We start from the raw sequence: 22,419 nt of genomic DNA, 5'->3' as shown, positions 1-22,419 counted from the left end.
TCTCCCTTCATTCTATTTTAAAGGCCAGATAGCAACAATTTTTTCTGTGCTTTTCGCTATGCTAGGCACAAAATGACAAACGGATAACGACGATGAATAGCACCTGGGTTAAACATGCGATCAGCGAAATCAATGCCGACTATCAGCGCTCGGCGGATACGCACCTGATTCGCCTTTCCCTGCCGGGATTTGACGGCATTCAGCTCTATCTGAAAGATGAAAGCACCCATCCTACCGGCAGCCTGAAGCATCGCCTGGCGCGCTCGCTGTTTTTATACGGTTTATGTAACGGCTGGATTAAAGAAGGCACCACCATCATTGAATCCTCTTCCGGTTCAACGGCGGTATCCGAAGCCTATTTCGCCCGCCTGCTGGGTCTGCCGTTTATCGCGGTGATGCCCTCCTGCACCGCAAAACGCAAAATCGAGCAGATCGAATTTTACGGCGGTCGCTGCCACTTTGTGGAAAGCGCCTGCGAAATTTACGCCGCCTCCGAAATGCTGGCCCGTGAGCTGAACGGCCACTATATGGACCAGTTCACCTTCGCCGAGCGCGCGACGGACTGGCGCGGGAATAACAACATTGCCGACAGTATCTTCCGCCAGATGACCCACGAACCGCACCCGGTTCCGTCGTACATTGTCATGAGCGCCGGTACCGGCGGCACGTCAGCCACGATCGGACGCTACATCCGCTGTCAGGGCTACGATACCCAGCTGATGGTGGTTGACCCGCAGAACTCCGTGTTCCTCGACTACTGGCAAAACCGCGATGCTGGCCTGCGCAGCCCGGTAGGCAGCAAAATTGAAGGCATTGGCCGTCCGCGCGTCGAGCCCTCTTTCATCCCCGACGTGGTGGACGAGATGATGCGCGTGCCGGATGCCGCCAGCGTGGCCACCGCTCACTGGCTGGAAACTCAACTGGGCCGCAAAGTGGGTGCCTCGACGGGCACCAATATGTGGGGCGCGCTACAGCTTGCCGCACGCATGCGCGAAGCGGGCCGCAGCGGTTCCATCGTCACGCTGCTGTGCGACAGCGGCGAGCGTTACCTTGATACCTACTACAATGCGGAGTGGGTGCAGGCCAACATTGGTGACATCGCCCCCTGGAAAGCGCAGATTGCGCAGCTGCTGAAATAAAAAAAAGCCAGACCGAAGTCTGGCTTGCTGGAAGGGTCTCACTATTCGGGGGAATATGGGAGGTTGTTATTGTCCAGCCAATGCGTCAAAAAATGGGACACCGCTTCATTACGGCAGTGACCAATAACCGGCAGATGAGGAAGTTCTGCTTTCAGCTGCGCCATCGCATTCCCCATGATCAGACCGCGACCTACGCTACCCAGCATTTCGCGGTCGTTCATGGCGTCGCCGAACGCCATACACTCCTGCAGCGTTAATCCCAGGTGGTCGCTCAGCACCGCCAGAGCGGAACCTTTGTTACAGCCCACCGGCAGCACTTCCAGGCAATCCACCGCCGAGAAGGTCAGGTGCGCCCGGTCGCCCAGCGCCTCATTCAGTTGAATCCTTAAGCGGCATAGATCGTCATGATCGCCACAGAAGCAGATCTTGGTTACCGCATGGGCAGGGATCCGACGCAGATCGATAAGCTGGTATTTAAAGCCGCTGTACACATGCGCGTGCAATAATTCCGGGATGTCGCTTCCGGTAAACCAGCCGCGATCGTTAAAGACGTGGACGCTGGCCTGCGTGTCCCAGGTACTGTGCAGCACGATGTCCGCCACTTCCGGGTTGAGATCCTGTCGGTGCAGCACATCGCCTTCTACGGAGTGAATTCGCGTCCCGTTGCCGGTGATCAGAAAGGCGTCGAGGGAAAACGCGCCCAGCAGGTGGCGCATCTCCAGCACATGGCGGCCAGTGGCAAACGTCAGGGTGACATTACGCTCGTGCAGACGCTTCAGCGTGTTCAGGGTTTTCTCCCCTAAACGGTGATCCGGCATTAACAGCGTACCGTCCATATCAAATGCAGCGAGCCGAGCCATGATTACTCCCGAAATGTGATGCGGTTAACTTGTGCAACAGTATCGTGTGAGATATACGGAAGTAATAGTGAAAAGATGATAATTATTGTTCCGGGTTTAGCATGCGCCAGCTCAATCGACTTAACCAGTATCACCGGCTCTGGCAGCCTTCCGAGGGTGCAACGCAACAGGTCACCATCAGCGAGCTGGCCGCCCGCTGTTTTTGCAGCGAGCGGCATGTCCGAACGCTGCTGCGTCAGGCGCAGGATGCGGGCTGGCTGAGCTGGCGAGCGCAGTCCGGCCGCGGTAAACGGGGTGAACTGACGTTCCATGTCGCGCCTGAATCTCTGCGCAATACCATGATGGAGGAGGCGCTGAGGCGGGGAGAACAGCACAACGTGCTTGAGCTGGCCCAGCTCGCCCCCGACGCATTGCGATCATTGCTGCATCCCTTTTTAGGCGGGCAGTGGCAAAACGATACGCCAACGCTGCGCATCCCCTATTACCGCTCGCTGGATCCGCTTCATCCGGGTTTTTTACCCGGTCGGGCGGAACAGCATCTGGCAGGACAGATCTTTTCCGGACTGACGCGCTTTCACGGCAACAGCAGTGAACCGACTGGCGACCTTGCCCATCACTGGGAGGTGTCGGCGGACGGTTTGCGCTGGCATTTTTATATTCGTTCCACCTTACACTGGCATAACGGCGATAAGGTCGAAACCGGACAGCTTCAGCAAAGCCTGAATGCGCTTTTTGCCTTACCCGCCCTGCGGAAACTGTTCCAGAGCGTCCTGCGCATTGACGTCACCCACCCTCAGTGTCTGACGTTCACGCTGCACCAGCCGGACTACTGGCTGGCACACCGCCTGGCCACCTACTGTAGCCGGCTTGCACATCCCGAACAGCCCATGACGGGCTGCGGCCCCTTCAGGCTAAGCGTATATGAGCCCGATCTTGTCCGTCTGGAAAGCCACGAGCAGTACCATCTCAGCCACCCGCTGCTTAAGGCTATCGAATATTGGATCACACCGACGCTGTTTGACTATGGGCTGGGTACCAGCTGTCGCCATCCGGTGCAGATCGCCATTGGCGAGCCGGATGAACTTGAAAGCCTGCGCCTGGTGACGAACAGTACCAGTCTTGGCTTTTGCTATCTCACCCTGAAGCAAAGCCCGCGGCTGAGTGAAATGCAGGCACGACGGCTCATCAACATCATTCATCTCTCATCGCTTCTGCATACGCTGCCGCTCAACGAGGGGCTGATTACCCCAACAGAGGAGCTACTGCCCGGATGGGCGATCCCTCAGTGGTCGGATCTGGCACATGTCCCCCTGCCGGAGACCTTAACCCTGATTTACCATTTGCCAGTTGAGTTGCACACGATGGCGCGTCAGCTAAAACAGTACCTTGCACAGCAGGGCTGCGAGCTAACGGTTATCTTTCACGACGCAAAAACCTGGGACGGATGCCAGCAACTGGCGGACGCGGATCTCATGATGGGTGACAGGCTGATTGACGAAGCGCCGGAATATACGCTTGAGCAGTGGCTACGCTGTGATGCCCTCTGGCCACACCTGCTGAGCGCGCCGCAATATGCCCATCTGCAGGCCACGCTGGATGCGGTACAGACTCAGTCCGATGAGCAGGCCAGACATGCCGGGCTCAGGGCCATTTTCTCCGGACTCATGGAAAAGGCGGTGATCACCCCACTGTTCAATTATCAATACCAGATCAGCGCCCCGCCGGGTGTCAACGGCATACGCCTCAACACCCGCGGCTGGTTTGACTTTACCGAAGCCTGGCTGCCCGCCCCCAAAGCGTGAAGAAGCTGGTCGCCGTCGTGGTCAGACGGTAACATAACGTTTTTACCGTAACAGTCGAGATGATTTATGAAACGTGCCGTCGTCGTGTTCAGCGGAGGACAAGATTCTACTACCTGCCTGGTTCAGGCTCTTCATCAGTACGATGAAGTTCACTGTGTGACTTTCGATTATGGTCAGCGTCATCGCGCTGAGATCGACGTTGCCCGTGAACTGGCCCTGAAACTGGGGGCACGCGCGCACAAGGTGCTGGACGTTACGCTGTTAAATGAACTGGCCGTGAGTAGCCTCACCCGGGACAGTATTCCCGTCCCGGACTACGAACCCGATGCCAGCGGCATTCCGAATACCTTCGTGCCGGGCCGTAATATCCTCTTCCTGACCCTGACGGCGATCTACGCCTACCAGGTGAAAGCCGAAGCGGTGATCACGGGCGTGTGTGAAACAGATTTCTCCGGCTACCCGGACTGTCGTGATGAGTTCGTGAAGGCGTTAAACCACGCCGTCAATCTGGGGATGGCGAAAGAGACGCGCTTTGAAACCCCGCTGATGTGGCTGGATAAAGCCGAAACCTGGGCGCTGGCGGACTACTGGGGCAAGCTGGACCTGGTTCGCAGCGAAACCCTCACCTGCTATAACGGCATCAAAGGCGACGGTTGCGGCCAGTGCGCCGCCTGTAATCTGCGCGCGAATGGGCTGAACCACTATCTGGCCGATAAAGCCGGCGTGATGGCCGCGATGCAGAAAAAAACCGGGCTTAAATAGGGCTACTTAACCGTGCTGTCGAACAGTTTCACGCCGGCAGCACGGGTGACTTTCATCAGCGTTGTCAGCGTTGGGTTGCCGTTGTCTGATAAGGTTCGGTATAGCTGCTGACGAGACAGGCCTGATTTAGCAGAAATTTCTCCGATGCCACCTCGTGCTTCGATAACCTGGCGGAGTGCAATGAGATAGGCAGGGATCCCCTGGTCTTCATAGATTTCTTCCAGGGCTGTTTGCAAATAACGCTGAGCGTAGGAAGGATTCTCTCGTAGCATTTTCACAACAGCATCATGATGGCTAACAGAACTCGAATATTTTCGTTCAGTGGCGCTCATTCGATTGTCCTTTTATTTGATGATCTTTCCAGTAATCTATTGCCAGTTTGATATCCGCTTTTTGGCTCTTTTTGTCACCACCGATAAGTAACAATAAAACCTGCCGATTCTCTACTGCAAAATAGATTCTGTAGCCGGGGCCACTGTCGACTCGCATCTCCCAAACACCTTCCCTGAGGTATCTGTAATCGCCAAAATTACGTTTTATTGCGCGGTTGATCCGCATAAGGATCCGGAAAACTGTATCCGGATCCCTTCGATTCATTCTGGCTACCCACTCCTCAAACGGCACTTTCCCGTCACGGGTCCGGTAACGTTCAACAACGTAGTCCCTGTCCATTATTCTATCCCTGAAAAACCCTTTTGTCTTTTATAAAAGACAAAATCCTACGCGATCATCATCTCCAGCTTTTCGCGCAATTCCCCTTCTAGCGGCAGCGCTTTCTGCGTTTTCAGATCGATACAGACAAAAGTAATCAGCGCATCAGCGACCACCTGCCCTTCGGGATCGAGCGTCACCACCTGGCTTAACACGCCGCTTTTGCCATTGATCTGCTGCACCTGGCTGGTCACCGTGAGTACATCGCCCAGCACGGCCGGACGACGGTAGTTGATGTTGATATTGACGACCACGAACGCGATGTTGTGCGCGGTCAGCCACTGAAAGCTTTCGCTGTTTTCCAGCCCGTCCCAGCGCGCTTCCTCAAGAAACTCCAGGTAGCGGGCATTGTTCACATGCTGGTAAACGTCGAGGTGAAAACCGCGTACTTTAATTTTTGTCTGCATAGCGCAATAGCCTTTACTGTTATTGTAGGATGAGAGGTCATAACTGGTATGACCTCTTTATCCTGGCAAATTTTTGCCGCAGTGCAAGAAATTGCGTGATTACAACGTCAGGTGTGAGAGATTGCGCTCAACCAGCGCGCTCCCCATGCCCGGAACCTGTTTGAGATCGTCGACCGTTTTGAAAGGACCATACTCTTCACGATAGCTGACGATAGCCTGCGCTTTTTTCAGTCCGACGCCATTCATCACGCGGGCGAGATCCTCGGCAGAGGCTGAATTGATGCTGACCCGCGTACCATCATCGTCCGCATTTTTACCGGCTTCGGTCGCTTTAGTCTGCCCTTGCGCCGGCGTCGCTGCGTCGGATTTGCTCTGTGTCGTCTGTTGTTTGGCGGCAGGCGTCGCCGCCAGCGCCCCCGCGCTCATCCCGGTGGTGGCAATAGCCAGTGTAATTAACAGTGCTTTGATTCCACATTTCATGCTGTTATCTCCTTGTTTGTTGACAGCCCCGTCACGATAGCCGCCCGAGAAAACCGGCACAAACAGCAGAGTGCAGAAATGGAAAAGGCCGCGAAAGCGGCCTTTAGTTATTGCAGAGCGTTACGAAAATCTGCGAGCAGATACGTAATTATTGCTGCTGAGTGATGATGTCGCCCAGCTTAATTTTGGCATCTTTACGCAGGTTGCTCATCATGGCTTCAAAGGCAATCTGAGCATTGTTCTGGGTAATCCCCTGGACCATCGCCTTCTTCTGCGCGTCTGGCAGGGTACCGGCTTTCACTTCATCCAGCGCCAGCAGAACGACGTTACCCTGCGCATCGGTGGTAGTACCGAAGCTTGGCTTGTCCTTCGCAGGCAGAGTCAGGCCAAACGCGGCCTGGCTGATTGGATCCTGACCGGTACGGCTCAGCGTTTTCGCCTCACCGAAGCTCAGGCCAGCCGCTTTCAGCGCATCCTCTTTACCCGCTTTCAGATCGGCCAGAATCTTCTCAGCATCCAGCTTCGCCTGCTGTTCCGCTTTGTTGTGCTTAACCTGAGCGACGACCTGATCCTTCACTTCCGCCAGCGGTTTGACCGCTTCTGGCTTGTGCTCGCTGACGCGCAGCACAAACGCACGATCGCCATCGACGGTAATGATGTCAGAGTTACTGCCCGGCGTGCCGTTCTCGCCGACCAGACCACCGTTGAAGATGGCATCTGAAACCGGTTTGAAGTTCAGCTCTTCCGGCAGGTTGTCACGGCCAAACCAGCCCGTCTCAACCGCTTTCACCCCAGCCGCCTGCTCGGCACCCGCCAGAGATTCGTTGTCGTTGCTGGCAGCATCGCTCACCTTCTGCTGCAGTGCATAGTAGGCATCCAGCGCTTTTTCCTGTTTCACTTTCGCCGCGATATCGTCGCGAACCTCAGCCAGCGGCTTGGTTTTCGCCGCGGTGATGTCGTCCAGACGCACGACCAGGAAACCTACGGAAGATTTAATGACGCCAGACAACTGGCCTTTCTCTTTCAGGCCGGCATTTTTCAGCTCGTCCGGCGTGGTCGCGTCTTCCAGCCAGCCCATATCGCCGCCGTTTTTCGCCGAGATAATGTCGGTGGATTTCGCTTTCGCGACAGTCGCGAAATCAGCGCCTTTGTTCAGCTCATCCAGTACCGCTTTGGCATCCGCCTCGGTTTTGGTCTGAATCACGCTGTAGCGGTTACGCTGCGGCTGTGTGAACTGATCCTGATGCTGGTCATAGTAAGACTGGATTTCCGCGTCAGACGCGGTTTCCTGCAGCGCGGCAGCATCCAGCTTGATGTAGCTCACACGGAACTGCTCTGGAGAAACAAAGGTATTCTTGTTCTGCTCGTAATAAGCGTTAACGTCAGCGTCGCTCACCTGCTGTTTCGCGGCAAGGGCGTTCACATCAATGGTCGCTTCACGTACAACGCGCTGCTGTGCCACCAGCGCGGCCAGTTCATCCGTTTCACCTTTGAGCATGAAATCAGTGCCAACAACGGCATTGATGAGCTGCTGAGTGGTCAGCTGGTTACGCAGCGCCTGCGCGTACTGATCGGCCGTCATCCCCATCTGGTTAACGATGCTGTTGTAACGCGCGTTGTCGAATTTACCGTTAGACTGGAAGGCTTGCGTGGAGAAAATGGCTTTTTTCACCTGCTCATCGCTGATGCCAAGGCCCAGTTTTTTGGCATACTGATCCAGCAGCGCTTCGTCGATAAGACGGTTCAGAGTCTGTTGGCGCAGGGTTTTCATGTACCCTTCGTTCGCTGCCAGTTCAGAGAATTGGTCGCCCAGCTGTTGCTGCATACGGTTACGTTCACCGGCAAAAGCATTCTCGAACTGACCGCGGCTGATCTCCTGGCCATTCACTTTTGCGGCATAGTTCGCGCCACCGCCAATAAGGTAACTGCTCACGCCGGTCAATATGAACGACACGATAATGATACCGAAAATAATCTTGAGCACGAGACTGTTAGCAGCCGTGCGTAAGCTGTCCATCATGGTGTAACAACACTCCGCTGTAGGTGACTGGTTACCTGACGCTGACGGAAAATCCTGCCCGTCGCGCGTAAAGTCGTATTGTGACAAGAAAACGGGGCGATTGTCAGCCCACAACTCGCATAAACTCGCACAAATCAGGTCTGGACAAACAAAAAAGGCACATCAAACGATGCGCCCTTGTACTATCCGGCTTCCCTGAAACGGGAAAGCAATCAGTTTACTGCGTCTTTCAGCGCTTTACCTGCACGGAAACCCGGCACTTTAGCGGCAGCAATGGTGATCTCTTTACCGGTCTGAGGGTTGCGGCCAGTACGGGCAGCACGCTCTTTAACAGCAAAAGTACCGAAGCCTACCAGTGCAACGTCGTCCCCAGCCTGCAGAGATTCAGTAACAGAAGCAATTAATGCATCTAACGCACGTCCAGCTGCAGCTTTAGAAATATCAGCACCAGCAGCAATTTTGTCAATCAGTTGAGATTTATTCACTGTTCTCTTCCTCTCTTTATAATTTATATCGCGCCTGAATCCTTCACAACGCGACCGCGCAGCAGTTATATCAGGCCTGCCATGACCTTACAACACCCGTTGTTGATGGCTGACCTAATCAGCAATCTAAATTAGCTATACAAAAAAAGGCTGGCAAGTGCGAAATGACTTACCAGCCTTGTTTTTATTGACGCTCTTTGCGCGAGGTCACTATTTTGCGGTTACAACCTGCATTCCGGACGGTTCATTCTGCAATGCGAGACTAAGTACTTCCTCAATCCGCTTAACAGGATGGATCTGCAGGTCGGCAATCACGTTGTCCGGAATCTCTTCCAGATCGCGTTTGTTTTCGTAAGGGATCAATACGGTTTTGATCCCACCACGATGCGCCGCCAGCAGTTTTTCTTTTAAGCCACCGATTGGCAGAACCTGACCGCGCAGGGTGATTTCACCGGTCATTGCCACATCAGCACGCACCGGGTTACCTGTCAGGCAAGAAACCAGAGCGGTACACATGGCAATACCCGCGCTTGGACCATCTTTCGGCGTCGCCCCTTCAGGTACGTGTACGTGGATGTCGCGTTTTTCGTAGAAATCCGGGTTGATACCCAGTTTCTCCGCGCGCGCGCGCACCACGGTCAGCGCCGCCTGAATGGACTCCTGCATCACTTCACCCAGCGAGCCGGTATAGGTCAGCTTGCCTTTACCCGGTACACAAGCGGTTTCGATGGTCAGCAAATCGCCGCCCACTTCCGTCCATGCCAGACCGGTCACCTGGCCAACGCGGTTTTCGTTATCCGCGCGACCATAGTCGAAGCGCTGAACGCCGAGATAGGCATGCAGGTTATCACCATTAATCGTGATGTGTTTCAGGCTCTTATCCAGCAGCAGCTGTTTCACCGCCTTACGGCACAGTTTAGAGATTTCACGCTCAAGGCTACGCACGCCCGCTTCACGGGTGTAGTAGCGGATGATGCCAATAATCGCGCTGTCCTCGACGGTCAGCTCGTTGGCTTTCAGCGCGTTACGCTCAATCTGTTTCGGCAGCAGGTGCTGTTTCGCGATGTTCAGCTTCTCGTCTTCGGTATAGCCGGAGAGACGGATCACTTCCATACGGTCCAGCAGCGGGGCCGGAATATTCATGGAGTTCGACGTCGCCACGAACATCACGTCGCTCAGGTCGTAGTCCACTTCCAGGTAGTGATCGCTGAACGCCACGTTCTGTTCTGGATCAAGCACTTCCAGCAGCGCAGACGCCGGGTCACCACGCATGTCCGAGGACATTTTGTCGATCTCATCGAGCAGGAACAGCGGGTTTTTAACGCCCACTTTCGCCATCTTCTGGATCAGTTTACCCGGCATAGAACCGATGTAGGTACGGCGGTGACCGCGGATTTCCGCTTCATCGCGTACGCCGCCCAGCGCCATACGGATATACTTACGTCCGGTCGCTTTGGCGATGGACTGGCCCAGAGAGGTTTTACCCACCCCCGGCGGTCCTACCAGGCACAGAATTGGGCCTTTGATTTTGTTTACACGGCTCTGTACCGCAAGGTACTCAAGAATGCGGTCTTTCACACGTTCCAGGCCGTAGTGGTCGGTATCGAGGATTTCCTGCGCCTGACGCAGGTCTTTTTTGACCTTGCTGCGGGCGTTCCACGGAACCTGCACCATCCACTCAATGTAGCCGCGTACGACGGTCGCTTCAGCCGACATCGGAGACATCATTTTCAGCTTCTGCAGTTCTGCTTCGGCTTTCTCTTTCGCCTCTTTCGGCATCTTCGCCGCGTCGATCTTACGCTTCAGCGCTTCGTTTTCGTCCGGCGCATCGTCCATCTCGCCCAGCTCTTTCTGAATGGCCTTCATTTGCTCATTCAGATAGTACTCACGCTGAGATTTCTCCATCTGCTTTTTCACGCGGTTGCGAATACGCTTCTCAACCTGCAGCAGATCGATTTCAGACTCCATCATCGCCATCAGGTATTCCAGACGTTCGTTAACGTCGGACATTTCCAGCACGGACTGTTTGTCAGCCAGCTTCAGCGGCATGTGTGCAGCGATGGTGTCCGCCAGACGTGCAGGATCGTCGATGCTGTTCAGCGACGTCAGCACTTCTGGTGGGATTTTCTTGTTCAGCTTGATATAGCCTTCAAACTGGCTAATCGCGGTGCGAACCAGCACTTCCTGTTCGCGCTCATCAAGTTCAGGCGAATCAAGGTACTCTGCCTTCGCAGAGAAGTGTTCGCCGTCGTCTGACAGAGTGGTAATACGCGCACGCTGCAGGCCTTCTACCAGCACCTTCACGGTGCCGTCAGGCAGCTTCAGCATCTGCAAAATAGAGGCCACGGTCCCGACGGTGAAAAGATCGTTTACACCCGGCTCATCCGTTGATGCTTCTTTCTGCGCCACCAGCATGATTTTTTTATCATGATCCATAGCGGCTTCGAGGCAACGGATAGATTTTTCCCGCCCTACAAATAAGGGTATGACCATGTGCGGATAAACCACCACATCGCGCAACGGCAATACGGGGATTTCAATGCGTTCAGAACGCTCAGGATTCATAGAGCTCTCTCTTAGTTAGTGTCCGCCAGGTAAGCTGGTCATGTCACTGTGCTTCACATAACCATTAACATGTATCCAGTATATGGGGATGTTTCCCACACATTCAACGCTATGAATACGGAAAAAGTAAAGGGGAGATAAAATCCCCCCTTTTTGATTAACTGCTTGTATGATTTGGTGAATTATTCGCCAGATGCCTGCTGGGCTTCCGGTTTGCCGTAAATCAGCAGCGGTTTGGTTTGACCGCTGATGACCGACTCGTCAATCACCACTTTCTCAACGTCTTCCATCGACGGCAGATCGTACATGGTGTCGAGCAGTGCCGCTTCAACGATAGAACGCAGGCCACGCGCGCCGGTTTTGCGGCTCATTGCTTTTTTGGCAATCGCATCCAGCGCTTCGTCGCGGAATTCCAGATCAACCCCTTCCAGATTGAACAGCGCCTGATACTGCTTGGTCAGCGCATTTTTCGGCTCTTTCAGGATCTGGATCAGCGCCTCTTCACTCAGCTCATTCAGCGTAGCCACAACCGGCAGACGACCGATGAATTCAGGGATCAGACCGAATTTGATCAGATCTTCTGGTTCAACCTGTGCTAGGAGCTCGCCTTCGTTCGGTTTTTCGGATGTGGATTTCACCGTTGCGCCAAAACCAATGCCGGAGCCGGTTTCAACACGGTGGGAGATAACTTTATCCAGACCAGCAAAGGCACCGCCACAGATAAACAGGATCTTGGAGGTATCAACCTGCAGGAACTCCTGCTGCGGATGTTTACGACCCCCCTGTGGCGGAACGGCGGCAACCGTACCTTCGATCAGCTTCAGCAGTGCCTGCTGTACGCCTTCACCCGATACGTCACGAGTGATGGACGGGTTGTCGGATTTACGGGAGATCTTGTCGATCTCATCGATGTAAACAATCCCGCGCTGGGCTTTCTGTACGTCGTAATCGCACTTCTGCAGCAGTTTCTGGATGATGTTTTCGACGTCCTCACCCACGTAACCGGCTTCGGTCAGGGTGGTGGCATCCGCCATGGTGAACGGAACATCAAGCAGACGCGCCAGGGTTTCAGCCAGCAGCGTTTTACCGGAACCGGTTGGGCCGATGAGCAGAATGTTACTTTTACCCAGTTCCACGCCATTGCTGGTATCGCCGTTACGCAGGCGTTTGTAGTGGTTATAGACCGCTACCGCCAGCACTTTCTTGGCCTGCTCCTGGCCGATGACGTAGTCGTCAAGGTGATGACGAATTTCATGCGGCGTTGGCAGCGCGCTGCGCTCACGGTGCGGTGCGACTTCTTTAATCTCTTCGCGAATGATGTCGTTACATAAATCGACGCATTCGTCGCAGATATACACGGACGGCCCGGCAATCAGTTTACGCACTTCATGCTGGCTTTTGCCGCAAAAAGAGCAGTACAGCAGTTTGCCCGAACCATCTTTGCGTTTATCTGTCATGAGTCCAAACCTCTTTTTAAGTTCTTTGTGCCGCACATGACGACGCAAATGCCATTCTAAGACGCAAGCTGCATCAAGCAGCGTGCCGCCCTACCTTAGTATAGCGGCACACTCGCGTCGCGGGCATCAATTACGATGGGTCAACACGGAGTCGACTAAGCCGTACTCAACTGCCTCTGAAGCAGAGAGGAAGCGATCGCGCTCGGTATCGCGCTCGATCTGCTCGAGAGGTTGACCCGTATGCTGCGCCATAAGTTCATTCATGCGCGCTTTTACTTTCAGAATTTCGCGGGCGTGGATTTCGATATCCGTCGCCTGCCCCTGGTAACCGCCCAGCGGCTGGTGAATCATCACGCGGGAATTTGGCAAGCAGAAACGCTTACCCTTCGCCCCTGCGGTTAACAGGAACGCGCCCATAGATGCTGCCTGACCCATACAGATCGTGCTGACATCCGGTTTGATGAATTGCATGGTGTCATAAATGGACATCCCTGCTGTAATCACGCCACCCGGGGAGTTAATGTACAGGTAAATGTCTTTTTCCGGGTTTTCCGCTTCCAGAAACAGCATCTGCGCCACGATCAGGTTAGCCATGTGGTCTTCCACCTGGCCGGTCAGAAAGATAACGCGTTCCTTGAGCAGACGGGAATAGATATCAAAAGAACGCTCACCACGTGAGGTCTGTTCAATAACCATTGGCACCAGAGCCATATGGGGTGCAAAGTTATCTCGTTCGCCACTGTATGACATTTCCGTCTCCTGGATCAAAATTGAAAACACCTGCTGTACTGATTGTAACCTTACGGACGGATTATCAGCCAGTCTCATTCATCATGATTACGTACTTATGGGGTTCACAGTGCCCTATTTCAAGCATAACAACCTTTTGTTGTTACGCTAACACCGAAAGGGCGTTTTAGCACTCTTCCTGGGCTCTGGCTGCGATAAAAAAAACCCGCTGCCGCAAGGCAACGGGTTTTCTGTTCAAACTTTAAACCGTTGGGGCGAAATTACGCCTGCTGGTTCATCAGTTCGTTGAAAGAGGTCGCTTTTTCGGTCACTTTCGCTTTCGCCAGTACCGCTTCAACCGCCTGCTCTTCCAGGGCTACGTTGCGCATATTGTCCATCAGCTCTTTGTTCTTACCGTAGAACTCGATCACTTCTGATGGATCTTCGTATGCAGAAGCCATCTCTTCGATCAGGCCTTTCACACGCTCTTCGTCAGCTTTCAGCTCGTGGGTACGAATCACTTCGCCCAGCAGCAGGCCAACCACAACGCGACGTTTCGCTTGCTCTTCGAACAGCTCGCGTGGCAGTTCCATCGCTTGCTGCTGGTTGCCACCGAAACGCTGTGCAGCCTGACGGCGCAGAACGTCGATTTCGCTGTCGATCAGGGCAGCAGGAACGTCGATTTCGTTGGCTTTCACCAGACCTTCGATCGCCTGAGACTTCACGCGGTTGCGCACAGCACCGTTCAGCTCGCGCTCCATGTTTTTACGCACTTCGGTACGCAGGCCAGCAACAGAACCGTCTTCCACGCCGAAACGTTTGATGAACTCTTCAGTCAGTTCTGGCAGTTCGCGCTCTTCCACTTTCTTCAGGTTGATCACGAACTTCGCTGCTTTACCCTTCAGGTTTTCAGCGTGGTACTCTTCAGGGAAGGTCACGTCGATGGTGAACTCTTCGCCCGCTTTGTGGCCTTTGATACCATCTTCGAAGCCTGGGATCATACGACCCTGGCCCATTGCCAGTACGAAGTCAGACGCTTTGCCGCCTTCGAACTCTTCGCCGTCTACAGAACCGGTGAAGTCGATGGTCACACGGTCTTCCGCGTCAACAGCGCCTTCTTTCTCTTTCCAGTTCGCCTGCTGCTTACGCAGGGTGTCCAGCATGCCGTCAACGTCTTCGTCAGTCACGGAGACAATCGGTTTTTCAACTTCGATAGATTCCAGACCTTTCAGCTCAACTTCCGGGTACACTTCGAACTCTACGGAGTAGGTGAAGTCTTCGCCCAGTTTGTATTCGCCTGGAACGTAGTTTGGCGCACCGGCCGGATTGATTTTTTCTTTGATGATCGCATCGATAAAGTTGCGGCTCATCAGTTCACCCAGCACATCCTGACGCACGGAAGCGCCATAACGCTGAGCAACAACATTCATTGGTACTTTGCCCTTACGGAAGCCGTCAATACGTACTTTTTTTGCTACGTTGACCAGCTCGCTTTTCACAGCAGTTTCGATGCTGTCAGCAGCGATAGTAATCGTTACACGGCGGCCAAGGCCTTGAGTGGTTTCAACTGAAACTTGCATCTTGTTACCTCAAAAAAATCACAGTGCTCGGTCAACTCTGAATCTGTCTGTTATACCGGGATGCTCTCTTAGTGCAGATTCACATTCCCTGTCGCCAGAATCATCCCGAAGACATTCAATAAGACGCGGCATTATAGCGGCATCACTTAGGTGAGTCGAGAACGGTTGGGGCATGTTGCTGCGGCTTTTTTCACACTTTAAGGCTATTTTTAGCCTTAAAATCGCACCATCCGCTCAAAACTCAGACAAAACAAAACGGCCCGGAGGCCGTTTTGAGGAAATCTGTAAGCAACATACTGGAAAAGCTCCAGCCGTTGCAAATCCGATTTATCAGGCGATAGTGCCTGCACCGCGACAGGGCGGCGATGCGAAAACCGTATCCTGCAAGCCTTCCCATTCCTTAATGGTGTAGGTATGCAGTGCCAGCGCATGCACGGTCGTGGAGAGCTCTTCCGTCAAGGTGCTGTAGATCAAGCGATGTCGGTTCAGGAAACGTTCTCCCGTGAAGCGATCGCTAACCAGAACCACTTTAAAGTGGCTTTCAGAACCTGCCGGTACGTTATGACGATAGCTTTCGTCGACGACTTCGAGGAACACAGGGTTGAACGCTGCCCTTAATTTATCTTCTATATGCTCACGTATCATCATGAAATTACTCCTCCGACAACGCCAGGATGTCACCCATCCCTTTAAATGTTAGCCGCTTTTACCGTTTCCATTACACCTTGACAACAAATATTTAGCTTTCGTCTGATTTTCTCATTCAAACGAATGAAGTTCACTGTGAGGCTCATACCTTTTGTCATCCGTGGAAGGAGAAAATGGGTGAGCTGGTCAGTTTTCGGACAAGACGATGAATTTACATGCGTTGACCACTTCCCCTGACCGTTGGCGATGTTATGATGGCGGCAATTTTTCTCTCTATTATGCTTACGATTCGTGAGAACCTTAAAATGTTAAAAAAAATCTTCTTTCCATTGGTAGCCCTTTTTATGCTGGCAGGCTGCGCTACCCCGCCGACCACCATTGATGTCTCACCGAAAATCACCCTGCCTCAGCAGGACCCAAGCCTGATGGGCGTCACCGTGAGCATTAACGGCGCCGATCAGCGTCAGGATCAGGCTCTGGCTAAAGTGACCCGCGATAACCAGCAGGTGACGCTCACCGCCTCCCGCGACCTGCGCTTCCTGCTGCAGGAAGTGCTGGAGAAACAGATGACCTCCCGTGGCTATATGGTTGGCCCAAGCGGCGCGGTGGATCTGCAGATCATCGTGAACAACCTGTACGCTGATGTGTCTCAGGGCAACGTGCGCTACAACATCGCCACCAAAGCGGATATCGCCATCATCGCGACCGCGAAGAACGGTAACAAGATGACCAAGAACTATCGCGCGAGCTACTCTGTAGAAGGCGCGTTCCAGGCATCGAATAAAAATATTGCTGATGCGGTTAACAGCGTGCTGACGGATACCATTTCCGACATGGCGCAGGACACAAGCATTCACGACTTCATCAAGCAGAACGCGCGTTAATCCTGCCCGCTGACCCGGTCTATCGCCGGGTCAGTTTTATAAGAACATGTCCAGCCATTACTTACGCATTTTCCAGCAACCGAAATCAGCGATTCTGCTGATCCTCGGCTTTGCCTCGGGTTTACCCCTCGCGCTCACCTCCGGCACGCTTCAGGCGTGGATGACGGTCGAGAACATCGATCTGAAAACCATTGGCTTCTTCTCGCTTGTGGGTCAGGCCTATGTATTCAAGTTTCTGTGGTCTCCGGTCATGGATCGTTACACGCCGCCTTTCCTCGGGCGTCGTCGCGGCTGGCTGGTGATGACGCAACTCCTGCTATTGCTGGCCATTGCGGCGATGGGTTTTCTTGAACCCGCCACGCAGCTGCGCTGGATGGCCGCGCTTGCGGTGGTGATTGCCTTCTGTTCCGCCTCTCAGGATATCGTGTTCGACGCCTGGAAGACGGACGTGTTACCAGCGGAAGAGCGCGGTGCCGGTGCGGCCATCAGCGTGCTGGGCTATCGCCTCGGGATGCTGGTCTCCGGCGGGCTGGCGCTGTGGCTGGCAGACCGTTACTTAGGCTGGCAGGGGATGTACTGGCTGATGGCTGCTCTGCTGATCCCCTGCATTATCGCGACACTATTGGCGCCTGAACCGAGTGACGTTATCCCGGTTCCCCGCTCGCTGGAGCAGGCCGTCGCCGAACCGCTGCGTGACTTCTTTGGCCGCAACAACGCCTGGCTGATCCTGCTGCTTATCGTCCTTTATAAGCTGGGTGACGCTTTTGCCATGAGCCTGACCACCACCTTCCTGATCAGGGGTGTCGGCTTTGACGCCGGTGAAGTGGGCGTGGTGAATAAAACGCTGGGGCTGTTTGCGACCATTGTCGGGGCACTGTATGGCGGCGTGCTGATGCAGCGCCTGACGCTGTTCCGCGCGCTGCTGATCTTCGGCATTCTGCAAGGCGCCTCTAACGCAGGCTATTGGCTGCTGTCGATTACCGACAAACATATGATCAGCATGGCTGCGGCGGTATTTTTTGAAAATCTCTGTGGCGGTATGGGGACAGCGGCCTTTGTCGCCCTGCTGATGACCCTGTGCAACAAGTCATTTTCCGCTACGCAGTTCGCACTGCTCTCGGCGCTCTCTGCCGTAGGCCGCGTTTATGTAGGCCCAATTGCCGGCTGGTTCGTGGAAGCCCACGGTTGGCCAACATTTTATCTCTTCTCGGTCGTGGCTGCCGTGCCGGGGATTTTATTGTTGCTGGTGTGTCGCCAGACGCTGCAATATACCCAGCGGACCGAACACTTTATGCCGCGCACCGAATATCACCGCGCCTACCGTTTTGCGTTACGACTGTTAATGGTGGGCTGCATTGCGCTGGCACTCTGGCTTGTGGTGCTCATTATTAATGCCAGCACGTCTCTGGCACTCCCCTTCGGGGCCCTTCTGCTGGACGCCGGTGCCCTGCTGGCCATCGTTGGGATCCTGACCGGGGGTCTGCTCGATTTCATGGCGTTGCGTAAAACGCAGCTGACCTGAAGAAAAATACGAAAGGTTATTTCCCGTTGTAATCACTAACCGAAATTATAACGGTGAAATAGCCACCAGCGACGAAAAAAAATATTTGTTGTTTTGTGCGGGATAGGATTTGGAAATTATTGGCTCCGGTTCCAAAACGCTATTTTTCATTAAACGATTCAGCATGTGATTGTTTGATTTTTCGTTTTTTAGATGTCTTTTTATTGATAATCAATTGTTAATTTTTTGTTTATTTTTAACAATGGTTATACCAATTGCCCCTTTTAGGGTATGCTTGGGGGTCCTTTCGTTATAAAGCCCATCTCATGCGGCTTCGGTCATAAAAACCGACATAATTTGCAACACTTGTGACACGTGCGGCAGAACCCGGTAACACCTTCCTGACACAGGCCTAATGATGTTTACAGTAATGTAACCTTCCCGTAAAATGCCCGCACACTTTAAACGCCACCAGACTCCCGTGGAATTGAGGTCGTTAAATGAGACTCAGGAAATACAATAAAAGTTTGGGATGGTTGTCATTATTCGCAGGCACTGTATTACTCAGTGGCTGTGATTCTGCACTACTAGACCCCAAAGGACAGATTGGACTGGAACAACGTTCACTGATATTGACGGCTTTTGGCCTGATGTTGATTGTGGTTATTCCAGCCATTTTGATGGCTGTTGGTTTCGCCTGGAAGTATCGTGCGAGCAATAAAGATGCGAAGTATAGCCCGAACTGGTCACACTCCAATAAAGTGGAAGCTGTGGTCTGGACGGTACCTATCCTGATCATCCTGTTCCTTGCCGTACTGACCTGGAAAACCACTCACGCACTTGAGCCGAGCAAGCCGCTGGTTCACGATGAAAAACCTATTACCATCGAAGTGGTCTCCATGGACTGGAAATGGTTCTTCATCTATCCAGAGCAGGGTATTGCTACCGTGAATGAAATCGCCTTCCCGGCGAACACTCCGGTTCAGTTCAAAGTGACCTCCAACTCCGTAATGAACTCCTTCTTCATCCCGCGTCTGGGTAGCCAGATTTACGCGATGGCCGGCATGCAGACTAACCTGCACCTGATCGCGAATGAAGCAGGCACCTATGATGGTATCTCCGCCAGCTATAGCGGCCCGGGCTTCTCAGGTATGAAGTTCAAAGCTATTGCAACGCCAGACCGTGCCGCTTTCGACCAGTGGGTTGAAAAAGCGAAGCAGTCTCCAAACACCATGTCTGACATGGCGGCGTTCGAAAAAGTGGCTGCACCTAGCGAATACAACAAGGTGGAGTACTTCTCTAACGTGAAACCCGATTTGTTCAAAGATGTGATTGGCAAATTTATGGATCACGGCAAGAGCATGGACATGACCCAGCCTGAAGGCGAGCACAGCGCGCACGAAGGTATGGAAGGCATGGACATGAGCCACGCGGAAACCGCTCACTAAGGGGCCGAGGAAGAAAATGTTCGGAAAATTGACACTGGATGCAGTGCCCTACCATGAACCGATTATCGTGGTTACGGTGGCTGCAATTATCATTGGTGGCGCGGCCTTACTGGCCTTAATCACTTACTTCGGTAAGTGGAGCTACCTGTGGAACGAGTGGCTGACTTCGGTTGACCACAAAAAACTCGGTATCATGTACTGCATCGTCGGTATCGTCATGTTAATTCGTGGCTTTGCGGATGCAATCATGATGCGTAGCCAGCAGGCACTCGCCTCTGCGGGTGAAGCCGGCTTCCTGCCACCGCACCACTACGATCAGATCTTTACCGCCCACGGCGTTATCATGATCTTCTTCGTGGCGATGCCGCTGGTTATCGGTCTGATGAACGTGGTCGTTCCGCTGCAAATCGGCGCGCGCGACGTGGCGTTCCCGTTCCTGAACAACCTGAGCTTCTGGTTCACGGTTGTCGGCGTTATCCTGGTTAACCTGTCACTGGGTGTGGGCGAATTCGCGCAGACCGGCTGGCTGGCTTACCCACCGCTGTCAGGAATTGAGTACAGTCCGGGCGTTGGCGTCGACTACTGGATTTGGGCGCTTCAGCTCTCCGGTGTCGGTACAACCCTGACCGGTATCAACTTCTTCGTGACCATTATCAAGATGCGTGCCCCTGGCATGACCATGTTCAAGATGCCGGTATTTACCTGGGCATCTCTGTGCGCCAACATCCTGATTATTGCCTCCTTCCCAATCCTGACCGTCACCATCGCGCTGCTGACCCTGGACCGCTACCTGGGCACCCATTTCTTCACGAACGATATGGGTGGCAACATGATGATGTACATCAACCTGATTTGGGCCTGGGGTCACCCGGAAGTGTACATCCTGGTTCTGCCTGTGTTCGGTGTGTTCTCCGAAATCGCAGCAACCTTCTCGCGTAAACGTCTGTTTGGTTACACCTCTCTGGTGTGGGCAACCGTGTGTATTACCGTTCTGTCGTTCATCGTTTGGCTGCACCACTTCTTCACCATGGGTGCGGGCGCGAACGTAAACGCCTTCTTCGGTATTACCACCATGATTATCGCCATCCCGACCGGGGTGAAGATCTTCAACTGGCTGTTCACCATGTACCAGGGCCGTATCGTGTTCCACTCAGCAATGCTGTGGACCATCGGCTTCATCGTGACCTTCTCCGTAGGTGGGATGACCGGCGTACTGCTGGCAGTACCAGGTGCTGACTTCGTTCTGCACAACAGTCTGTTCCTGATTGCGCACTTCCATAACGTTATCATCGGTGGCGTGGTCTTCGGCTGCTTCGCTGGCGTAACCTACTGGTGGCCAAAAGCGTTCGGCTTCACGCTGAACGAGAAATGGGGTAAACGCGCGTTCTGGTTCTGGATCATCGGCTTCTTCGTGGCATTTATGCCGCTGTACGTGCTGGGCTTCATGGGTATGACCCGTCGTCTGAGCCAGCAGATCGATCCGCAGTTCCACCCAATGCTGATGGTTGCAGCGGGCGGTGCCGTGCTGATTGCCTGTGGTATCGCGTCTCAGCTGATTCAGTTCTACGTGTCTATTCGCGACCGCGACCAGAATCGTGACCTGACCGGTGACCCATGGGGTGGCCGTACGCTGGAGTGGGCAACCTCTTCTCCACCGCCTTTCTATAACTTTGCCATCGTGCCGCAGGTTCATGAACGCGACGCATTCTGGGAAATGAAAGAAAAAGGTGAAGCGTACAAGCAACCTGCTCATTATGAAGAGATCCACATGCCGAAAAACAGCGGTGCGGGCATCGTGATTGCCGCTTTCGCGACGGTATTTGGTTTCGCAATGATCTGGCACATCTGGTGGATGGCGATTGTTGGCTTCGCTGGCATCGTAATCAGCTGGATTGTGAAGAGCTTTGACGAGGACGTGGACTACTACGTACCAGTCCGTGAAGTTGAGAAGCTGGAAAATCAGCATTTCGACGAGATTTCTAAAGCGGGGCTGAAAAATGGCAACTGATACTCTGGCGCACTCAACTGCCCACGCGCATGAGCATGCGCACCACGATACAGGACCGACCAAAGTCTTCGGTTTCTGGATCTACCTGATGAGCGACTGCATTCTGTTCTGCTGTCTGTTCGCGACCTATGCCGTTCTGGTGAACGGCACAGCGGGCGGCCCGACCGGCAAGGACATCTTTGAACTGCCGTTCGTTCTGGTTGAAACCGCACTGCTGTTATTCAGCTCCATCACCTACGGCATGGCGGCTATCGCCATGTACAAAAACAACAAGAGCCAGGTTGTGTCCTGGCTGGCGTTGACCTGGCTGTTTGGTGCTGGATTTATCGGGATGGAAATCTATGAATTCCATCACCTGATCATGGAAGGCTTCGGCCCGGATCGCAGTGGCTTCCTGTCCGCGTTCTTCGCGCTGGTCGGCACCCACGGTCTGCACGTGACCTCCGGTCTGATCTGGATGGCAGTACTGATGTTCCAGATCTCCCGTCGCGGCCTGACCAGTACTAACCGTACCCGTATCCTGTGCCTGAGCCTGTTCTGGCACTTCCTGGACGTGGTGTGGATCTGTGTGTTCTCTGTTGTCTATCTGATGGGGGCGATGTAATGAGTCATTCTAACGATCATGGCGCTTCCCACGGCAGCGTAAAAACCTACATGACAGGTTTCATCCTGTCGATCATCCTGACGGTGATCCCGTTCTGGATGGTGATGAGCGGTTCTGCGTCTAAGCCGGTTATCCTGGGTGCAATCCTGGTGACCGCGGTGATTCAGATTCTGGTGCATCTGGTTTGCTTCCTGCACATGAACACCAAGTCCGATGAAGGCTGGAACATGACCGCCTTTATCTTTACCGTGATTATCATCGCTATCCTGGTAGTCGGTTCCATCTGGATTATGTGGAACCTCAACTACAACATGATGGTTCACTAAGAG

General features: G+C 53.6%; 21 protein-coding genes. 9 read left to right on the top strand and 12 right to left on the bottom strand.

Features of this window, described 5'->3' with window-relative positions; translation table 11 throughout:
• The first annotated feature begins 92 nt into the window (after positions 1-92).
• Entirely contained in the window at positions 93-1,139 is a 1,047-nt protein-coding gene (locus ACMGGU_RS03145; protein WP_047074524.1) for a PLP-dependent cysteine synthase family protein, read from the top strand.
• A gap of 41 nt (positions 1,140-1,180) precedes the next feature.
• Here ACMGGU_RS03145 and cof read toward each other — a convergent pair whose 3' ends face one another.
• Positions 1,181-1,999, bottom strand: a complete 819-nt coding sequence (gene cof / locus ACMGGU_RS03140) for an HMP-PP phosphatase (protein ID WP_045356424.1) — start codon at positions 1,997-1,999, stop codon at positions 1,181-1,183.
• Between the two features lie 101 nt (positions 2,000-2,100).
• Here cof and ACMGGU_RS03135 point away from each other — a divergent pair, with 101 nt between their 5' ends.
• On the top strand, positions 2,101-3,801 hold the full coding sequence (locus ACMGGU_RS03135; protein WP_420300236.1) for an SgrR family transcriptional regulator: 1,701 nt from the start codon (positions 2,101-2,103) through the stop codon (positions 3,799-3,801).
• 66 nt (positions 3,802-3,867) lie between these two features.
• Positions 3,868-4,563, top strand: a complete 696-nt coding sequence (gene queC / locus ACMGGU_RS03130; RefSeq protein WP_008503311.1) for a 7-cyano-7-deazaguanine synthase QueC — start codon at positions 3,868-3,870, stop codon at positions 4,561-4,563.
• A 2-nt stretch (positions 4,564-4,565) separates the two neighbouring features.
• On the opposite strand, the gene ACMGGU_RS03125 is transcribed toward queC, so the two are convergent.
• The 11 genes from ACMGGU_RS03125 to bolA all read right to left on the bottom strand — a co-directional run bounded on the left by ACMGGU_RS03125 (position 4,566) and on the right by bolA (position 15,645).
• Positions 4,566-4,895: an addiction module antidote protein gene (locus ACMGGU_RS03125; RefSeq protein WP_028012165.1), complete on the bottom strand. Its 330-nt coding sequence runs from the start codon at positions 4,893-4,895 to the stop codon at positions 4,566-4,568.
• The gene (locus ACMGGU_RS03120; protein ID WP_069720235.1) at positions 4,882-5,235 is read right to left on the bottom strand and encodes a type II toxin-antitoxin system RelE/ParE family toxin; all 354 of its coding nucleotides are present in this window, start codon (positions 5,233-5,235) and stop codon (positions 4,882-4,884) included. The genes ACMGGU_RS03125 and ACMGGU_RS03120 overlap by 14 nt, the downstream gene beginning before the upstream one ends.
• A gap of 47 nt (positions 5,236-5,282) precedes the next feature.
• Positions 5,283-5,681, bottom strand: a complete 399-nt coding sequence (locus tag ACMGGU_RS03115) for a YbgC/FadM family acyl-CoA thioesterase (protein ID WP_262796867.1) — start codon at positions 5,679-5,681, stop codon at positions 5,283-5,285.
• Positions 5,682-5,780: 99 nt separating this feature from the next.
• Positions 5,781-6,161 (bottom strand): helix-hairpin-helix domain-containing protein, encoded by a 381-nt coding sequence (locus tag ACMGGU_RS03110; protein WP_048030094.1) that lies wholly within the window; start codon positions 6,159-6,161, stop codon positions 5,781-5,783.
• A 148-nt stretch (positions 6,162-6,309) separates the two neighbouring features.
• Positions 6,310-8,181, bottom strand: coding sequence for a peptidylprolyl isomerase (ppiD, locus tag ACMGGU_RS03105; RefSeq protein WP_045909777.1), 1,872 nt, complete (start codon positions 8,179-8,181; stop codon positions 6,310-6,312).
• Between the two features lie 212 nt (positions 8,182-8,393).
• Positions 8,394-8,666, bottom strand: a complete 273-nt coding sequence (gene hupB / locus ACMGGU_RS03100; protein WP_002444653.1) for a nucleoid-associated protein HU-beta — start codon at positions 8,664-8,666, stop codon at positions 8,394-8,396.
• 210 nt (positions 8,667-8,876) lie between these two features.
• Positions 8,877-11,231: an endopeptidase La gene (lon, locus tag ACMGGU_RS03095; RefSeq protein ID WP_008503315.1), complete on the bottom strand. Its 2,355-nt coding sequence runs from the start codon at positions 11,229-11,231 to the stop codon at positions 8,877-8,879.
• 182 nt (positions 11,232-11,413) lie between these two features.
• Positions 11,414-12,688, bottom strand: a complete 1,275-nt coding sequence (clpX, locus tag ACMGGU_RS03090; RefSeq protein WP_008503316.1) for an ATP-dependent protease ATP-binding subunit ClpX — start codon at positions 12,686-12,688, stop codon at positions 11,414-11,416.
• 126 nt (positions 12,689-12,814) lie between these two features.
• The gene (gene clpP / locus ACMGGU_RS03085; protein WP_008503317.1) at positions 12,815-13,438 is read right to left on the bottom strand and encodes an ATP-dependent Clp endopeptidase proteolytic subunit ClpP; all 624 of its coding nucleotides are present in this window, start codon (positions 13,436-13,438) and stop codon (positions 12,815-12,817) included.
• A 260-nt stretch (positions 13,439-13,698) separates the two neighbouring features.
• The gene (gene tig, locus ACMGGU_RS03080; RefSeq protein ID WP_008503318.1) at positions 13,699-14,997 is read right to left on the bottom strand and encodes a trigger factor; all 1,299 of its coding nucleotides are present in this window, start codon (positions 14,995-14,997) and stop codon (positions 13,699-13,701) included.
• A gap of 330 nt (positions 14,998-15,327) precedes the next feature.
• Positions 15,328-15,645, bottom strand: a complete 318-nt coding sequence (gene bolA, locus ACMGGU_RS03075; RefSeq protein WP_021241655.1) for a transcriptional regulator BolA — start codon at positions 15,643-15,645, stop codon at positions 15,328-15,330.
• A 305-nt stretch (positions 15,646-15,950) separates the two neighbouring features.
• On the opposite strand from bolA, the gene ACMGGU_RS03070 reads away from it, so the two are divergent.
• The 6 genes from ACMGGU_RS03070 to ACMGGU_RS03045 all read left to right on the top strand — a co-directional run bounded on the left by ACMGGU_RS03070 (position 15,951) and on the right by ACMGGU_RS03045 (position 22,416).
• Positions 15,951-16,529, top strand: coding sequence for a lipoprotein (locus ACMGGU_RS03070; protein WP_420300235.1), 579 nt, complete (start codon positions 15,951-15,953; stop codon positions 16,527-16,529).
• Positions 16,530-16,575: 46 nt separating this feature from the next.
• Positions 16,576-18,051 (top strand): muropeptide MFS transporter AmpG, encoded by a 1,476-nt coding sequence (ampG, locus tag ACMGGU_RS03065; RefSeq protein ID WP_395299841.1) that lies wholly within the window; start codon positions 16,576-16,578, stop codon positions 18,049-18,051.
• Positions 18,052-18,530: 479 nt separating this feature from the next.
• Positions 18,531-19,478 (top strand): cytochrome o ubiquinol oxidase subunit II, encoded by a 948-nt coding sequence (cyoA, locus tag ACMGGU_RS03060; protein ID WP_008503322.1) that lies wholly within the window; start codon positions 18,531-18,533, stop codon positions 19,476-19,478.
• A gap of 16 nt (positions 19,479-19,494) precedes the next feature.
• Positions 19,495-21,486 carry a cytochrome o ubiquinol oxidase subunit I gene (cyoB, locus tag ACMGGU_RS03055; protein WP_014168864.1) on the top strand — a complete coding sequence of 664 codons (1,992 nt, stop codon included), beginning with the start codon at positions 19,495-19,497 and terminating at the stop codon, positions 21,484-21,486.
• A complete protein-coding gene (locus tag ACMGGU_RS03050; protein ID WP_008503324.1) occupies positions 21,476-22,090 on the top strand; it encodes a cytochrome o ubiquinol oxidase subunit III in 615 nt (204 codons plus the stop codon). The genes cyoB and ACMGGU_RS03050 overlap by 11 nt, the downstream gene beginning before the upstream one ends.
• Entirely contained in the window at positions 22,090-22,416 is a 327-nt protein-coding gene (locus ACMGGU_RS03045; RefSeq protein ID WP_006176899.1) for a cytochrome o ubiquinol oxidase subunit IV, read from the top strand. Before ACMGGU_RS03050 ends, ACMGGU_RS03045 begins: the two co-directional genes overlap by 1 nt.
• The last annotated feature ends 3 nt before the right edge of the window (positions 22,417-22,419 follow it).

Source organism: Enterobacter sp. BNK-8, from assembly GCF_048685095.1.
Classification (GTDB): Bacteria; Pseudomonadota; Gammaproteobacteria; order Enterobacterales; family Enterobacteriaceae; genus Enterobacter; species Enterobacter quasiroggenkampii.
This window is presented reverse-complemented; position numbering and strand designations above follow the sequence as displayed.

Excerpts from the sequence above, each read along its gene's own strand:
- ACMGGU_RS03145 (WP_047074524.1), top strand. The coding sequence starts at position 93 with ATGAATAGCACCTGGGTTAAACATGCGATCAGCGAAATCAATGCCGAC.
- cof (WP_045356424.1), bottom strand. The coding sequence starts at position 1,999 with ATGGCTCGGCTCGCTGCATTTGATATGGACGGTACGCTGTTAATGCCG.
- ACMGGU_RS03135 (WP_420300236.1), top strand. The coding sequence starts at position 2,101 with ATGCGCCAGCTCAATCGACTTAACCAGTATCACCGGCTCTGGCAGCCT.
- queC (WP_008503311.1), top strand. The coding sequence starts at position 3,868 with ATGAAACGTGCCGTCGTCGTGTTCAGCGGAGGACAAGATTCTACTACC.
- ACMGGU_RS03125 (WP_028012165.1), bottom strand. The coding sequence starts at position 4,895 with ATGAGCGCCACTGAACGAAAATATTCGAGTTCTGTTAGCCATCATGAT.
- ACMGGU_RS03120 (WP_069720235.1), bottom strand. The coding sequence starts at position 5,235 with ATGGACAGGGACTACGTTGTTGAACGTTACCGGACCCGTGACGGGAAA.
- ACMGGU_RS03115 (WP_262796867.1), bottom strand. The coding sequence starts at position 5,681 with ATGCAGACAAAAATTAAAGTACGCGGTTTTCACCTCGACGTTTACCAG.
- ACMGGU_RS03110 (WP_048030094.1), bottom strand. The coding sequence starts at position 6,161 with ATGAAATGTGGAATCAAAGCACTGTTAATTACACTGGCTATTGCCACC.
- ppiD (WP_045909777.1), bottom strand. The coding sequence starts at position 8,181 with ATGATGGACAGCTTACGCACGGCTGCTAACAGTCTCGTGCTCAAGATT.
- lon (WP_008503315.1), bottom strand. The coding sequence starts at position 11,231 with ATGAATCCTGAGCGTTCTGAACGCATTGAAATCCCCGTATTGCCGTTG.
- clpX (WP_008503316.1), bottom strand. The coding sequence starts at position 12,688 with ATGACAGATAAACGCAAAGATGGTTCGGGCAAACTGCTGTACTGCTCT.
- clpP (WP_008503317.1), bottom strand. The coding sequence starts at position 13,438 with ATGTCATACAGTGGCGAACGAGATAACTTTGCACCCCATATGGCTCTG.
- tig (WP_008503318.1), bottom strand. The coding sequence starts at position 14,997 with ATGCAAGTTTCAGTTGAAACCACTCAAGGCCTTGGCCGCCGTGTAACG.
- bolA (WP_021241655.1), bottom strand. The coding sequence starts at position 15,645 with ATGATGATACGTGAGCATATAGAAGATAAATTAAGGGCAGCGTTCAAC.
- ACMGGU_RS03070 (WP_420300235.1), top strand. The coding sequence starts at position 15,951 with ATGTTAAAAAAAATCTTCTTTCCATTGGTAGCCCTTTTTATGCTGGCA.
- ampG (WP_395299841.1), top strand. The coding sequence starts at position 16,576 with ATGTCCAGCCATTACTTACGCATTTTCCAGCAACCGAAATCAGCGATT.
- cyoA (WP_008503322.1), top strand. The coding sequence starts at position 18,531 with ATGAGACTCAGGAAATACAATAAAAGTTTGGGATGGTTGTCATTATTC.
- cyoB (WP_014168864.1), top strand. The coding sequence starts at position 19,495 with ATGTTCGGAAAATTGACACTGGATGCAGTGCCCTACCATGAACCGATT.
- ACMGGU_RS03050 (WP_008503324.1), top strand. The coding sequence starts at position 21,476 with ATGGCAACTGATACTCTGGCGCACTCAACTGCCCACGCGCATGAGCAT.
- ACMGGU_RS03045 (WP_006176899.1), top strand. The coding sequence starts at position 22,090 with ATGAGTCATTCTAACGATCATGGCGCTTCCCACGGCAGCGTAAAAACC.